This is a genomic window from Sphaerochaeta pleomorpha str. Grapes (assembly GCF_000236685.1).
GTDB classification, from domain to species: domain Bacteria; phylum Spirochaetota; class Spirochaetia; order Sphaerochaetales; family Sphaerochaetaceae; genus Sphaerochaeta; species Sphaerochaeta pleomorpha.
Genome location: NC_016633.1, coordinates 633296 through 648897, shown reverse-complemented (window position 1 = coordinate 648897; position 15602 = coordinate 633296). Strand labels below are relative to the sequence as shown.

The window sequence follows — 15602 nt, the reverse complement described above, 5'->3', positions numbered from 1 at the left end:
AAATGGATACACGAAGTCAATTCGACGATTGGGGTGAAAATCTGAAACCGAACGCTGAGAATCTTCTCGATGAGGGGGGCTCTGGCAGTTCCTTTACGTTTCTGTGCATCCTGGTTTTTCTCACTACCCTGGGACTGACCATGCTCTATAGTGCTTCCTACAATGAGGCACTCATACATAACCTTCCCAATGACTATTATTTCAAGCGCCAGCTGCTGTTCGTGGTGTTGGCGTTTGTCTGTTCCCTGATTATCCGGTTTATTCCCGTTTCGTGGATCCGCACCGTATCCTACCCTCTGCTTGCCATTTCCCTGGTCCTCATGCTTATGACGCTGTTCTCCCCCTTTGGACAGGAAAGGCTCGGGTCCCGTAGGTGGCTTGAAATCGGTCCATTGCCTTCTTTGCAGCCTTCGGAGTTGGTGAAAGTGTGCATGATCCTGTTTCTTTCAGCCTATTTTGCCAGTGAGAAGACAAAGAAAAATCTATTTTTGAGAATGGTCATTCCCCTTTTCATTACGTTCCTGTTTGCTTTTTTGATCTTGGCCCAGAAGGACTATTCGACCACCATCCTCTTTTTGGGGGTTTGTATTGCCATGTTCATTGCCTCTGGGATGAAAGTATCGCATCTGCTACTGCTTCTTGCCTTTTTAGGGACAGGGGGAACCTGTGTCATGCTGCTGGAGCCCTACCGGGTGAAACGGGTAGCTTCCTTTCTCTTTTCGAATATCGACCCGAACGGTATAAACTACCAGGTTACCAATTCGCTCAAGGCGATACAGCAGGGGGGGCTTTTCGGGGTGGGGCTTGGCAACGGGCAATATAAGCTCGGCTTGATTCCCGAGGTCCAGAGTGATTTTATCTTTGCCTCTATCTGTGAGGAGACAGGGTTTCTGGGAGCCTGCCTGATCGTGATACTTTTTATCATGTTTGCCATCCTGGGTTTCAAGGCCTATGCAAGGATGCGTTCCCGAAATCTTTTTCTCAGTTATCTTGCCTTTGGCACCACGACTCTTGTCGTATTGCAGGCCATTGTCAATATTTCTGTCGTGACAGGGGTCCTTCCCCCGACCGGTATCCCGCTTCCGTTCTTCAGCCAGGGGGGGACAAACCTGTTTGTAATACTTTGCAGCTGTGCCTTGCTCTACCGGGTGCTTCTGATAAGCAGTGGAAGGCAACCGATAGAGAAAAGCAAGTCAAGCAGGAAACAAAAACAGCAGTTCGTTTTTCCACAGGGGAAGGAATTGTCATGAAAAGGATTTCCTTGAGGGCTAAGCTTAGTATCCTGTTGCTTTGCTCCCTGTCTGCAATCTTTTACTTTTCCCTCAGGGCTATCCCTGCTTTTGAAATCTCCTCGGTAAAGGTAACCGTGGGGGAAGGTGGGGAGAAAATTCCTCATGCAGTGGAAAAGGAGCTGGTTTCCCTTCGTGGCCTGAGTATCTTTGCCGTTAACCTGTATTCGCTTGAAAAGAGACTTGCCTCCCTTGCCGTAGTAAAAAAGATATCGATAAAAAGGGTGTTGCCCTCCAGTCTTGTCGTACATCTTTCGGTGGCTCAGCCAACGGCCCTTGTCAGTTCCACTGATGAAAATGGAGTCCAGGATGGTTTGTTCCTTGTGAAAAACGGCGTTCTGCTTCCTTTGGACCGGGAAGACTGGTCCTTGTATAAAAATGGGCCGGTATGTGTTGAAGTTCCCTCAGGATATGCTAGTATGTTGCAGGAATACGGAACCGATGAGACATTTTTGAAGGTGATGGAACTTGCTTCCTCCATCGATGCAGATTCCTCCTTGATAACTCGTATAAAATACGATAATAATAGCAGTAACAGCTTTGGAAAGATGGTGTTGGAATTCTCATCCCTGAATGCCCAGATTTGGGTAAGGGAACCTGTAAGCACGGAGCGTGTCGCTTCAGCGGTTTCCCTGGTAATCGGAGAACAGGCGAATTCTCTTTCCTTCCTCAGCACAGGCCCTCTACGCTATGACCTGTATGAGAGGGCAATGGTGCGTAGATTTTGAGACCGAACAGCGAGGAGGTTGCTGTAATGGCTGGTGATAAAATGTTGATGGGGCTTGATATTGGCACAAGCCGGACCCGATGCGTGATCGGTTCAGTGAGCCGGGAAGGCCTGTTGATGGTCGATAGCATTTGTGAACGTCCGAGTGAAGGTGTCAGAGCCGGTTCAATCGTCAATATTGAGCAAACTTTGAAAACCATCCAATCGGTGATAAATGAAGCGGAGTTGCAGGCAGGGGCCGAAATCTCGGAAGTTATTATCGGGATCGGGGGTGAGAACATCGTAGGGATTCCCAGCACGGGTGTGGTTGGGATCAACAGCAAGGACCAGGAAATCAAGCGCGAGGATATTTTTCGTTCCCTTGAGGTAGCCAGGGCCTTCGAATTGCCCCAGGATCGTGAGATTTTGCATACGCTTGTCCAGGATTTCCAGATTGACGGACAGGTCGGGATAAAAGACCCGATCGATATGCTTGGGCACCGGCTCGAGAGCCGAGTCCTCATTGTTACGGCAAGCTCCTCCATCTGCCAGAACGAGCGCAAATGTATCCAGCGTTCAGGGCTTACCGTACAGCGTATGGTACTCCAGAGCCTTGCAGATTCCGAGGTTGTTCTCAGTCCAGAGGAAAAGGAAATGGGAACTATCCTGATCAATATCGGCAGTGGCGTTTCCAATATGATTGCCTATTCCCATGGAGCGCCGGTATTTACCAGCGGTGTCAATTTCGGGGGAGAGGCAGTTACTGCCGATATTGCCTATATTCTCAACAAGACCAGGGCAGTGGCAGAACAGATTAAATGTGAATCAGGCCACAGTTATGTACCTTCTGTATCAAGCGATGATATGGTAACCATTCCTCAGGTCGGGGGGTTGCCCTCGATCAGAATGCCCAAGAAGGAACTGAGCAAGGTTATCGAGCCGCGGATGGCTGAGATATTTTCCCGTTTGCAGAATGATCTGGAAAAAGCCAATGTGCAGGGATCGTATGGGGGAGGGGTCGTCCTTGTCGGTGGAGGGGCTCTGCTTAGCGGGGTGACTGAATTGGCAAGCGAGATTTTCCGTCTTCCGGCCCGATTGGGTTTTCCCGAGGCTATCGGCGGACTTGACAGGAATTATATCAGCCCTTGTTATACGACAGTCCTTGGCTTGCTTAAAAGTGAGGCGAGGAAAGTGAAAGAAGGGGGAACCTCCAGCAAAACCCACCGGGATAATCCCCGGAGGCAAGAAAATGGACCGGTTTCCAAGGTAAAGCGATTTTTTAGGACTTTGTTTTAATTGAAGCCTGGTGGCAAAGGATTTTGATATGGATTTCGGAATGTTTGAAGTAGAAGATATGGTTCAGGACGAGCAGGCGACTGCAACTGTCATCAAAGTCCTCGGCGTGGGCGGTGCCGGGGGAAATGCAGTAAACCGGATGATTGCAAGCGGTCTGAAAAAAGTCCAGTTCGTGGCAATGAACACGGATATGCAGGCTTTGCAACGCTCCAACGCCCAGATCAGGATTCCTATCGGCAAGGAACTAACCAGTGGTCTTGGTGCAGGGGGTGTACCCGAGGTCGGTGAGAAGGCCGCCCAGGAGAGCAAGGACGACATCCGCAGGGAGCTGGAAAACGCCGATATGGTATTCATCACCGCAGGAATGGGCGGCGGTACCGGTACCGGGGCAGCCCCGGTCGTGGCCGAGATTGCAAAGAGTTGCAACGCGCTTACCGTGGCAGTGGTTACCACCCCGTTCGCCTTTGAGGGGAAAAAGAAACTGATGCTTGCCCAGGCAGGTATCGAGAAACTCCGCAAACAGGTCGATACGCTCATCATCATTCCCAACCAGTACCTGTTGAAGGTCGTGGAGAACAATACCCCGATCAAGCAGGCTTTCCTCATGGCCGACGAAGTGCTGTACATGGGAGTGCAGGGAGTCAGTGAGCTTATTACCGAACCCGGCGAGATAAATATCGACTTTGCAGACGTACGCACTGTCATGAAGGGCAAGGGCGATGCCTTGATGGGCATCGGCTTTGGTGAGGGAGCCAACAGGGCGGTCGATGCAGCCCGCCAGGCCATCAGCAACCCGCTTCTGGAGAATGCTACCATCGAGGGTGCCAAGAGCGTACTGGTAAACCTTTCTGGAAGCGACAACCTTACCTTGCAGGAATACCAGGATGTAGTCGAGATCATCACCGAGAACTGTGCCGAGGATGCCCTTATCATTGCAGGGCAGGCTTTCAACCCCGAGCTGGGGGACAGGATAAAGGTAACGGTCGTGGCGACGGGTTTTGACCGGAAGGAAGAGGTCATCGGGGCCGAGCTGGCCGATAGCAGTACTGCAAGAAGACGGTATGCGAATTCCGCAAGTGAGAGACCCGAGGCTAACGAGAGTGAGAAATCGAGAAAGAGCGAGGGTGAAAGCGACGTAGGTTCAATCCAGGTGAACAGGTGGCAGGATTTGCAAAAGCAGATCGGCAAAGCCCCTGTGGGAACACCTAGCGACTATACCATTCCTGCCGTTCTCCGATATTCGCGGAACCCGGAAGAAAAATAGCCATGTCTATCGAGGCTGACAGCCAACTGGTAGAGGATTACTGTGATTACCTTATGTTGCAGCGGAGGCTCTCTCGGGCAACCGTTGCAGTCTACTCACAGGAGATAGGCTTTTTTCTGGCCTATCTGCGTGCCTCCTCACTGGATGTCGAAACGGTCCCTGTACTGGAAATCGAGAAGTACCTGTCCCATTCCAGGCAAGACAGGGACCTGTCAGCAAGGACGCTGGCAAGAAACCTTTCTTCCCTTCGTTCTTTTTTCATATTCCTGCAGATAGGGAAAATCAGGAAAGACAATCCGGTCCTGCATCTGGGAAGCCCTAAAATCGGAACCCGTTTTCCTGCTGTAGCAACCGTCTCTGAGGTTGACCGTCTTTTGGACAGCATCGATAGTTCGAACAATCTCGGATACCGTGACCGTACCCTGTTCGAGCTTATCTATTCCTGTGGGCTACGGGTCAGCGAGGCCTGCGACCTGTCGGTAGGCGATTATGCAATCCGTTCGCTACGGGTCCTGGGCAAGCGGAACAAGATGCGCCTCGTCCCGGTAGGCGAGATAGCCCAGGACTATGTAAACTGTTACCTTGCCGATATCCGACCGGCCCTGGTGAAGGGAAACCTCAGCGAAAAGGCCTTGTTTGTCGGTAGAAATGGGCATAAACTCACCCGGCAGGCCGTATTCAAACGATTCGAGATGTATTGTGACGCAATTGGCCTGGTTGCCAAGGTCCATACGTTACGGCATAGTTTTGCCACGCATCTGCTGGAAGGTGGGGCTGATCTCCGTTCGGTCCAAGAGTTGCTTGGCCATAGTGATATCAAGACAACACAAATCTATACACATGTACACACAGATGATCTCAAGAAGGCATATGATACCTTCCATGGGAATCCAAAAGAGGAAACCGAATGAGTGTGCTCTGGATCCTTTGCCCGATTATTGCAATCGGAGCCATTATTGATTCTATAGCCGGGGGTGGTGGCCTGATAACCCTAACTGCCTATGTCGCGGTGGGGTTGCCTCCCCAGATTGCGTTGGGAAACAACAAGTTTGCTTCTACCAGCGGGACCACCATAGCCTGCATACGCTATATCCGCGGGAATCAAGTGGACTGGAAAGTGGGGACGCTTGCCGTGGTAATGTCCATGGCCGGTTCATTTTTGGGATCAAACCTTGCAGCCCTCTATGCAGACAGATATCTGCAATACCTTTTGGTCTTCCTTGTCCCTGCCATTGCGGTATTCATGATGATAAAGCCCAATTTCGGTCAGGCCAAGATGAGAAATGCCAAGGTAGCCTTGATTCTCAGCGGGATCAGTGGCCTGGTCATCGGCACCTATGACGGGTTTTTCGGGCCTGGGACCGGGATGTTCCTCACACTCATCTTCACTTCGGTCATTGGGCTTGACCTGCTCAAGTCCTGTGGGACGGCAAAGGTAGTGAACCTTGCCTCCAATATCGCAGCCCTTGCTACCTTTATCATACGGGGGAATATCAACTATGCAATTGCCATCCCTTGTGCCCTCAGTTCCATAATCGGAGGATATATCGGCAGTGGCCTCGCCTTGAAAGGCGGTGCGAAAGTCGTTAAGCCGGTGATGCTGTTCGTTCTCTTCCTCCTGCTCCTGAAGGTTGTTTTTGGCATGCTCGGCATTGGTTGAAGCGAACGATCACTTCCTTTGCCTTTCTCTTGTATATGAAACTTTCCGTATTGCTTGCCCTTTCGATGCTTCCCCTGCAAAGCAGGGAAATGCTGGCATTGGCCTATCAGGGGCCCGATTTCAATGATTTGCAGAGCAAATATCCCAACCTCAACCTCCGTTCCAGGGTGGATAGGTTCCGCCTTTTCCTTGCGCATTCCGATACCAAAGTTGTTTTTTTAGGGATGGATGGCTATCCTTCGCTTCCGGGCGGGGAAGACAACCCGCCTTTCAGGCTCTGTTACCAAGGATTTCTGCCAAACGAGGGGGAGAACCTGGTTTCGGTCTGCGGGACGCGGTACCCCGATACTCTGGGAACCGAGGCAAGTTACGCCTTCTCTTTGGAGGCAGGCCTTAACATGACCCATGTGGTTACCAGCCATAGCAGGGGAATCGACAAGGCAGCGCTTTATGGGGCGCGGGAATCCGGCTTACCAGCCTATGTCTGCTGTGACTGTGGTCTCTCGACGAGAAGGATAACGGAAAACAGGCTCCTTGCAGGCTGCAACCTCATCTCACCCTTTGAACCGGATGATACGGCCTCCCGCTGGCGCTGCCTGAGCCGCAATTACCTCACCTGTGCTTTCTCGCCTGCGCTGGTTGTCTTCCAGGCTCCCGCTAAGAGTGGGGCCCTTGCCTGTTCCTCCCTTGCCCTGGATATCGGGCGGGAGGTCTTTGTCCATGAGACAGGATTGAGGAAAGTTGAGGTAAACGAGGGAACGCTTCGCCTTGCCAATGAAGGTTGCCCCCCGATCGGGGGGTATCCAGACGTTGCCAAGGAAATGGGATTTGGCCAAGATCGGTCGCTGGTTCCCTGCAAGGAAAGCAATGCGCTGTACCGCTACGGTAACACATGCTATAGTCTCAAACATGAAACAGAATGAAATCGAAGACCCTGAAATCCTACGATTTCTTGACTTTTTGACCAATGTGCAGATGGCCAGTGTCCATACCCAGGTCTCGTATCGCGGGGACTTGGCCTTGTTGGGTTCCTTCTGCAAGGGACTTGGTATTACCCCCATTCAGATGGCAGAACCCGATGCCAGGCAATTCGTCCGTTTTCTGATCGGCAAGGATTACAGCGAAGCCACGGTCAATCGCATTATCAGTGCAACCCGTTCCTTTTTCGCCCATGCAGTGAAGTCAAGGATATGCATGGTAAATCCCTTTGGGCTCATCTCCTTGAGAAAGGCACAGAATCATCTTCCTTCCGTTCTGACCGTAGGGGAGGTAGTCCAGTTGCTTTCCCTCGAATATGATGACTTTACCTCTACGAGGAACCAGCTGCTGTTTACGCTGCTGTATGACACGGGATGCCGAATCAGCGAAGCCCTATCCATCAACGAAGCGGATATTGACTATCAGAGGCAGCGCATCCCCATTGTAGGGAAAGGTAACAAGGTGAGGTATGTGTTCTTTACCCCTCGTACGGCCCGCTTGCTCTCCTATTATCTTTCGCTCAAACATGAGCGCCAGGATAGGCAACAGGTCACTGATGCAAGACAAAGGGCTATTCTGTTCTGCTCCGATGCAGGAAAACAGTTGCCGATGAGCACAGTTGGTAGTATTTTTCATACATATAAGCGAAAGCTTGGTTGGCAGAAAGATTTTACACCGCATGTCCTGCGGCATAGCTATGCCACCCATATGCTGGACAACGGTGCCGATATACGTCTGGTCCAGGAACTGCTTGGTCACTCGAGCATTTCCACGACTCAGATTTATGCACATGTAACACAAAAAAGGCTGGCTGGGGTCTATGTATCCTGCCATCCGCATGGAAGGAAAGAGAATGAGTAGTTTCAAGGGAACGACAATTGTCGCAGTCCGAAAGAATGGCCATGTTGCCATAGCCGGAGATGGTCAGGTGACCGCCGGTGATACGATCCTCAAGGGTAATGCCCACAAGGTCAGAACCCTGTACGATGGCAAGGTCATAACAGGTTTTGCAGGTACGACTGCCGATGCCTTCACCTTGTTTGAATTATTTGAGCAAAAACTGAAACAGTACGGTGGGGACCTTACCCGTTCGGCTGTCGAACTTGCCAAGCAGTGGAGAACCGACAAACAGCTCAGGCAGCTTGAGGCAATGATGCTTGTCAGCGATGGCAAGAAGATTTTCCTTATCAACGGGGCCGGGGATGTCGTGGATCCCGAACGGGATGCTATCGGCATCGGGAGCGGCGGTAATTTTGCCTTGGCCGGTGCCCTTGCCTATTTGGATTCGGCTCCGGAGCTCAGTGCAAAGGAGATAGCTGTCAAGAGTGTTTTAATTGCTTCTACGCTCTGCATATATACCGATGACTCGATCATCGTTGAGGAACTCTAAGAAAAATGGAATATATCAGCACAAAAAAACTTGACGAGATGAAACCCTCCCAGATTGTGAAGGAACTCGATAAGTATATCATAGGCCAGAACAAGGCCAAACGGACAATTGCCGTTGCAATCAGGAACAGGACCAGACGCAAGCGCCTGCCTGATGATATCCGTGACGAGGTATCGCCAAAGAATATCATCATGATCGGACCAACCGGGGTTGGCAAGACTGAGATTGCAAGGCGTATCGCCAAGCTTTCCAATGCCCCGTTCATCAAGGTCGAGGCTACCAAATACACCGAGGTCGGGTATGTCGGGCGTGATGTAGAATCGATTATACGTGATTTGATGAGCATCGCAGTCCAGCAGGTCAAGGCAGAGCTTGCCGAAAACCAGACCGAGGCTGTCTCTGCACGGGTGGAGGAACGTCTGCTTGATCTGTTGCTTCCTTCTGTCAGGAAGGAAGAATCGACAACGGTGATTCCTGCCGGTACCTCGTTTACCGACAGTGAGAATGCAACCAGGGAAAAATTCCGCCAGATGTTGCGCGACGGTAAATTTGACGATAGGGAAGTGGAAGTCAACGTACAGAGCCGCAAGCAGGTTGGGATCGAAGTGCTCGGGCAGGCCAATATGGATGACCTGCAGGATGCAATGCAGAGCCTAGGTTCCATCTTTGGCAACAGCAAAGGCCATAACCGTAAGTTGACGGTAAAACGGGCCCGTGAGATTTTCACCGAGGAAGAGACCGAGAAGGCTGTAGACAACGACCGTGCCATCGATGAGGCAAAGGAACGGGTCGAACAGATGGGTATTGTATTCCTTGATGAGATTGACAAAGTCGCAAGTGCCGGAGGCGGTGGGGGAAATGGTCCCGATGTTTCCCGCGAAGGGGTCCAGAGGGATATCCTGCCTATTGTCGAGGGAACAAACGTGAATACAAAATGGGGTGTCATCGATACTACCCATATCCTCTTTATTGCCAGTGGGGCTTTCCATGTTGCCAAGCCCAGCGACCTGATCCCTGAGCTCCAGGGGCGTTTCCCTCTCCGTGTAGAACTTGACGAACTGACAGCGGATGACTTCTACAGGATCCTCACCGAGCCTGCAAATGCCATTACGATGCAGTACAGGGAGTTGCTAAAGACCGAAGGAGTTGATATCGTATTTAGCGATGAGGCGATCAAACGCATAAGCGAGATTGCCTACGAGGTGAACAATACCAATGATAACATTGGGGCAAGGCGGCTCTTTACGGTTATGGAAAAGTTGCTCGAGGAACTTTCCTTCAGTGCCGATGAGCTTTCGGGGCAGCAGATTACCATTACCGACCATTATGTCGATGAACGGCTCAGTGATGTAATCCAGGACCAGGATCTTTCCAAGTTCATACTCTAAAGGGAAACCAGTGGATTTCATTACTATCGTTGCAAGTGATTATGATTCGGCTCTCAAGCAGGCCCGCAGTGAATACGGGCCTGCTGTCCGTATCCAGACAAGAAAGGATTTTTTCACGGGTACCTCCTTCACGAAAAAGAGCGCCTGTGAGATTTCTTTCTATCTGGTAGAGCCGAAAACCGAAGAAAACCCTTGCGTAGAGGAACCCAAAGGGAAAGAGGAACCTGTTCTTGTTTCTTCGTCACAGGGCAAGGTCCTGCATGAAATGACAGGTTTTTTACCCCAGATGGTGGTCCCCTCACAAAGCAAGGCACTTCTGGAGGATCTGCTCAAGGGAAATGATTTTGGAGATGCCTACATCGAGGAGGCTGCGAGCGCTGTCCTCAGTACGGATACGTTGTTTTCCAAAGATGATTTCGAGATGAAAATTCTCGAATATATAATCGACTCAATCAGTATCGACCACGCCTCCTTTGCCCATCCTCCGAAATATTTCGTACTTTTGGGGCCTACCGGGGTGGGAAAAACCACCACCTTGGTGAAGATAGCCATGCTCTATAGCCAGATTGTACCTGCCGAATGCCAGTTGAAGGTTGCCGTGCTCTCCCTTGATTCCTTCAGGGCAGGGGCCTTCGCACAGATTGAGACCTTTTGCAACGATTTGCATATCGACTTGTTCCGTTGTGCCGGGGAAGGGGACCTTTCCCTTCTGCTGGGGCAACTCGATTCCTATGATCTTGTTCTGGTCGATACCATGGGTAAGAGCCCCAAAGACGGGGAGCTCGCCCTCAAGCTCAAGACAATGCTCTCTGTGTTGCCGAAAAAGGATACTGCCTATTACCTGGCGGTGAGTGCGTCCCACAAGCAGCGTGACATGGACCGCTATTTTCAACTCCTTGGATCCTATACGCTCTCAAGTATAGTTGTGACCAAGACAGATGAGACAGAGAATGTAGGCAATATCCTGAGTTTCAGTAAAAGCCACAATCTTCCCTTGCTGTTCATGACCGACGGGCAGAAGGTTCCCCAAGATTTACATAAGGCCTCCAACGAATTGATCTTGAGTTTCCTCGATGGTTTTTCCCTCGATTTCAGGACAATGGGGACCCCTCAGAGTACCTCAATGCAGTGATGTTACCATTGAATGGATTTTGTGCTCAGTAATTTGCCCTGGCTTACCAGGGCTTTTATTATCTGCCCGATTGCAGGGGCCGCAATGTTACTTCCCCAGATGGTGTTTCCCTTGGGGTTGCCGGCAGCAATATAAATAATGTATTTAGGATCATCTACCGGCACGATGGCCATTGTGGATGCAAGCACAGTCCCATCCGCATAGCTGTTCGTCTTGCTGTTGAGAATCTGTGCAGTCCCAGTCTTGGCTCCCACCTCTACACCCTCCAGGGCGGCATTGACAGCAGTCGATCCTTTTTCTGTAGCGCTTTGCATGTAGGAGAGGATATCCGAGGCCACGGATGCATCGAGGATATGATCCTGGACAGTCCGTTCCCGTTTGTAGAGCACCATTCCTTTCTCTCCTGTGGGGTTTCCCTCGCTTCTGGAAAGGATGAGGTTGGGGACAAGCAGGTCACCTCCGTTGGTAAAGGCAGTTGCCGCAGTGACAAGGTGCAGTGCGGTGGTGGAGAGTTCCTGTCCGAAAGAAATGGTAGCCTGGGAACGCCCTGACCATTTTGAAGGTTCTGCGATGGTTCCTTCCGATTTGGAGGGAAGGTCGATATCATAACTCCCGTTGAACCCGAATTTGCAGAGTAGGGTAAAGAAATCGAGGCTGTTAGTCTGTCGTGCCCAGCTTGAGATTGCACCGTTGCAGGATTTCTGTATCATCGACCTGGGATTGACTGTCCCATGGCTCTCCGTGCAGTTGATAGTGACCATATTTCCGTTCCCGCTGTCAAAAGTGTACGACCCATCACACTCAAAGGGTGTGAGCAGGTCGGCCTGGCCTGCCTGCATGACAGCTGCCAGGCTGAAAATCTTGAAAACGGAACCCGGCTCATAGAGATAATTGACAGCATGGTTGAGCCGCTCCTCTTCGTTCGAGCGGTTTACTGCATTTGTGTTATACCAGGGATAACTGGACATTGCCAAAATATCACCGTTTTTTGCATCCATAATGATTCCCATGGCATAGTCGGGGTTATGGACGTCTGCAATGCTTTGCATCTGCAAGTCGAGAAGATATTGGATGTCGATATCGAGGGTAAGGGTAATATCCTGTCCATAGGTTACCTCTTTTTCCCCGACTTCAGGGTAAGGGGAGAGATAGCGTTCCAGTGAATATTCCAGTCCCTCCAGCCCTTTGTTTTCCGTGTTGGTGAACCCTATTGTCTGCGCTGCATGAAATAGTGCAGGATAGGTCCTTCCCAGGCTTTTTTCAATGGAAAGCTCTCTAGACATGCCTGCTTTCTCGATTGCTTTGCGAAGGGGTTCCACCTTGTCTTCGTCAATGTGCTTCTTTATCTGGGCGTACGTAGTATAGTTTGCAGCCTGCAGCCTGATCTGGTCGGGATTCATGCCTACATAGGGAGCGACAACCTCGGCGGCTTTCTGTATATCCTTGATCTGGGTAAGATGAAAATAGAGTCCGTAGTAAGGAGTCTGAATTGCCAATATTTTCCCATTGCGGTCATAAATTGTCCCTCGGACTACAGTTTTTGCCACTTCCGGGTTGTTATATACTTTTAGGGAAGCCCCATCGCCGAGTATAATAAAGGCGATGCGTACCAATAAAAGTACAAAGACCAAAATAGTGGCACCTGTGAAGAGTTTGTAGTATGATCGATTTGGACTGGTAGGCATGATTGTTTTATAATACTATGTAGGAAAGGTAATGTCGAGTTATGGTAAAAGACAACTATGATGATATGACGGATCGACCTTCAAAAAGGTCGAGAAGTGAAAATTCAGACGGTAAACCCTCGAAAGGGATTCTTTGGACCGTAGCTTTGGGTATAGCTATCTGTGTCGTGGTTATTGTGCTTTGGTACAGGATTTTCCCAAACGATGTAACGGTATCTGCACCCCCTGTCCAAACTGAGAATGTGTTTTCAACGGAGACCCAGGTAGAGGTAATCGCCGATGCTCCCGCCATAGATGTGCCTACGTCCCTGGCACCTGTGATTACCCCTACCTCGGTAGGTCCAAGTTCGCCTGATTCGATTGTCCTCGACAACCAGGCGAAGGCCTTTGGTGACATTGAGAAGAAAATTGCAAATACAAAGACGGTACAATACGAAGAACATGTCGTCGGTGCCGGCGAAGACCTGAATTCCATTGCCGACCTGTACAGTCTGAAGACCCAGACGCTCATCAGCGTAAACCAGATTAGGAACGTCCAGGCAGTCATAGAGGGTACGGTATTGAGAGTTCCTGACCGCGACGGCCAACTCTATACGGTGCGCGAAGGTGATATGCTCTCTACCATTGCACGCAAATACAACCCAGGTCTGGGGTGGAAAACCCTTCAGGAACTCAATGGGCTTTCCAGCGAGAATATTATTGTCGGGCAAAAGATTTTCATTCCCGATGTGTCTACTCCCGCTCTTTCGCAGATGGCCGATGTGGCAACCATCCAGTTCCAGAGCCCAGCCAACGGGGTGGTGACGCTTTTGTTTGGCCAACCTTATCAGAATCCTGCTAACGGTAATATGGAGTCCTCCCTGGGAATCCTTATAAGCGGAAAGCCAGGGACTGCGGTAGTGGCAGCGGCTGCGGGAAACGTCGTCGATGCGGGCTATGAGGCAAAAGGAAAAGGGCGTTTCGTTGTCATAAGCCATGAAGGGGGCTATCGTACCACTTATACGCACATGGAGAATGTCGAGGTTAAAATAGGCACCAAGGTAGCGAAAGGCGAGACGATAGGCAGTATCGGGACCAGTGGCACCGACTACGACAAGCCGACGTTGTTCTTCAGCATCGAGCAATCGGGGATCTTTTTGGACCCCTCGCAGTTCTTTTAGGAATACCTAAGATTCTGGTAAATCAAGCGGAAGCTCCAAAGGCAACGATGAAAATACAGTATTGTTGCCCCCTATAAAAAACTCCCATACGGGAGTTTATTTATATATGTTGCAAAGAGTATCAATCTATCTATAGGCATGCCCGGTCATCTTCTCGCAGACTGCCTTGGTCTTTTCATCGGCATCTTCTTTCTTGCCCCCATCGTGCAACCTATCCAATTCCTTTCTGACTACCTTGAAGGTATGGGGATTGACCGGGTATTTGAAGGAGACCAAAACTGCAAAGAACATACAGATCAAAGGTACGATGCAGAATATCAACCTGATCCCCTCTATTGTCTGGGGGGACTGGGCCTTCAAGGCGGCACTGAAGCCGATAAGCGAGAGCAAAGACCCGAACAGCCAGAGTATGAAAGCCTGCACCAACTTGCGGATCAAGGTGAACATACCCGCTACTGCGCCAGAACGCGCATTGCCGTTGAGCAGTTCATCGACATCGGACGACTCGGGAAGCATTGCCCAGGGCATTGAGATGATTGCGGAGAACCCTATTCCCATGATACAGGAAAGCGCGACTAGCCCGACAAGGGAGACATCTGAGGGGATGAACAGGAATGAACACATCGCTAAGCTCAAAATGATTGCCCCTATGGTGTAGGTTCTTCCTTTACCAATCTTATTTGCGGTAAAAAGGTAGAGTGGCAGGGAAAGTATCTGGGAAAGGAGCATGGAGCCCAGGCATACGATGTAAATCTGGGGTCGTCCGAAATAATACGTGACGAAATAGATGAAGCAGGCTGACATGATATCCATGGCACTATAAGCCAGTAGGTACATGCCAATATGGATTTTGTACGTTTTGTTCTTCATCAAGGACGAGAGGTCCTTGAATGATTCCCCCAGTGACTTTGAATGGGCCAAAGGAAGGTCTGTAGATTCCCAGGTCCCCTTGTATACGAAAATCCAGGGAATGGCATAGAAAATACCGAAGAACAGGCCTACCAAAAAGAACCCTTTTGCTTGGTTATCCTTATACAGGTTGTTTACGATAAACCCGGGGATTGTCCCTGCAAGCAAGGCAGAGAACTGGGAAAAGAGCATTTTTGCACCTGAAAGCCTGGTTCTCGTCTTGTAATCAGTAGTAATCTCTGTTACCAGGGCATTGTAGGGCACCATGACCATGGTAAATACAGTGCAGAAAAGCAGGTAGGCAAAGAAATAATAGGCTGCTGTCAGAATCTGGCTATCGAATCTGACCGACAACCAGAGTAGGAAGAAACTCACGGCAACCGGAACGATGCCGATGAGAAAGAATACTCTTCTTCGCCCGAACCGGCTTTTAGTCCTGTCGCTGATACAGCCGAAGAGCGGGTCGCTTATCGCATCCCAGAATTTTCCTGCAAACACGATGAAACCGGCAATTGCCGGGGAAAGCCCGACTACGTTGGAGAGAAAGAAAATAAAAAGGGTACTGATAATCAAGAATGATCCACCCCCGTAGATATCCCCGCACCCATAGGACAGAAGCGTCTTTGTCGTTACTTTCCTTGCTTCCATACCGATTTTCTCCTTATTCACATAACCTGTAGTATTTTTTCTCAATGAAAATAATACGCCTTCCCTATACAGTTGTAAAGAAAACCTTTTGGGACTG

General features: G+C 50.2%; 14 protein-coding genes. 12 read left to right on the top strand and 2 right to left on the bottom strand.

Features of this window, described 5'->3' with window-relative positions; all coding sequences use genetic code 11:
- Positions 1-2 precede the first annotated feature (2 nt).
- From SPIGRAPES_RS02940 to SPIGRAPES_RS02890, 11 genes are read left to right on the top strand one after another with little or no spacing between them, the layout of a single operon-like run.
- Positions 3-1250, top strand: coding sequence for an FtsW/RodA/SpoVE family cell cycle protein (locus SPIGRAPES_RS02940; RefSeq protein WP_014269291.1), 1248 nt, complete (start codon positions 3-5; stop codon positions 1248-1250).
- Positions 1247-2017 carry a cell division protein FtsQ/DivIB gene (locus SPIGRAPES_RS02935; protein WP_014269290.1) on the top strand — a complete coding sequence of 257 codons (771 nt, stop codon included), beginning with the start codon at positions 1247-1249 and terminating at the stop codon, positions 2015-2017. Before SPIGRAPES_RS02940 ends, SPIGRAPES_RS02935 begins: the two co-directional genes overlap by 4 nt.
- A gap of 26 nt (positions 2018-2043) precedes the next feature.
- Entirely contained in the window at positions 2044-3291 is a 1248-nt protein-coding gene (ftsA, locus tag SPIGRAPES_RS02930; RefSeq protein ID WP_014269289.1) for a cell division protein FtsA, read from the top strand.
- 28 nt (positions 3292-3319) lie between these two features.
- Complete coding sequence (ftsZ, locus tag SPIGRAPES_RS02925) at positions 3320-4555, top strand: cell division protein FtsZ (RefSeq protein ID WP_014269288.1); 1236 nt, start codon at positions 3320-3322, stop codon at positions 4553-4555.
- A gap of 2 nt (positions 4556-4557) precedes the next feature.
- On the top strand, positions 4558-5466 hold the full coding sequence (locus SPIGRAPES_RS02920) for a tyrosine recombinase (RefSeq protein WP_014269287.1): 909 nt from the start codon (positions 4558-4560) through the stop codon (positions 5464-5466).
- Entirely contained in the window at positions 5463-6215 is a 753-nt protein-coding gene (locus tag SPIGRAPES_RS02915; RefSeq protein WP_014269286.1) for a TSUP family transporter, read from the top strand. Before SPIGRAPES_RS02920 ends, SPIGRAPES_RS02915 begins: the two co-directional genes overlap by 4 nt.
- A 35-nt stretch (positions 6216-6250) precedes the next feature.
- Complete coding sequence (locus SPIGRAPES_RS02910) at positions 6251-7138, top strand: DNA-processing protein DprA (RefSeq protein WP_014269285.1); 888 nt, start codon at positions 6251-6253, stop codon at positions 7136-7138.
- Positions 7125-8054, top strand: a complete 930-nt coding sequence (locus SPIGRAPES_RS02905; protein ID WP_281047909.1) for a tyrosine-type recombinase/integrase — start codon at positions 7125-7127, stop codon at positions 8052-8054. The genes SPIGRAPES_RS02910 and SPIGRAPES_RS02905 overlap by 14 nt, the downstream gene beginning before the upstream one ends.
- Entirely contained in the window at positions 8047-8583 is a 537-nt protein-coding gene (hslV, locus tag SPIGRAPES_RS02900; protein WP_014269283.1) for an ATP-dependent protease subunit HslV, read from the top strand. The genes SPIGRAPES_RS02905 and hslV overlap by 8 nt, the downstream gene beginning before the upstream one ends.
- A gap of 5 nt (positions 8584-8588) precedes the next feature.
- Positions 8589-9971, top strand: coding sequence for an ATP-dependent protease ATPase subunit HslU (gene hslU / locus SPIGRAPES_RS02895; protein ID WP_014269282.1), 1383 nt, complete (start codon positions 8589-8591; stop codon positions 9969-9971).
- Positions 9972-9981: 10 nt separating this feature from the next.
- A complete protein-coding gene (locus SPIGRAPES_RS02890) occupies positions 9982-11103 on the top strand; it encodes a flagellar biosynthesis protein FlhF (protein ID WP_014269281.1) in 1122 nt (373 codons plus the stop codon).
- 2 nt (positions 11104-11105) lie between these two features.
- On the opposite strand, the gene SPIGRAPES_RS02885 is transcribed toward SPIGRAPES_RS02890, so the two are convergent.
- Positions 11106-12788, bottom strand: a complete 1683-nt coding sequence (locus SPIGRAPES_RS02885) for a peptidoglycan D,D-transpeptidase FtsI family protein (protein ID WP_014269280.1) — start codon at positions 12786-12788, stop codon at positions 11106-11108.
- Positions 12789-12829: 41 nt separating this feature from the next.
- On the opposite strand from SPIGRAPES_RS02885, the gene SPIGRAPES_RS02880 reads away from it, so the two are divergent.
- Entirely contained in the window at positions 12830-13948 is a 1119-nt protein-coding gene (locus SPIGRAPES_RS02880; RefSeq protein WP_014269279.1) for a peptidoglycan DD-metalloendopeptidase family protein, read from the top strand.
- Positions 13949-14074: 126 nt separating this feature from the next.
- Here the strand turns inward: SPIGRAPES_RS02880 and SPIGRAPES_RS02875 are convergent, their stop codons facing one another.
- Entirely contained in the window at positions 14075-15505 is a 1431-nt protein-coding gene (locus SPIGRAPES_RS02875; RefSeq protein ID WP_014269278.1) for an MFS transporter, read from the bottom strand.
- Positions 15506-15602: the final 97 nt, after the last annotated feature.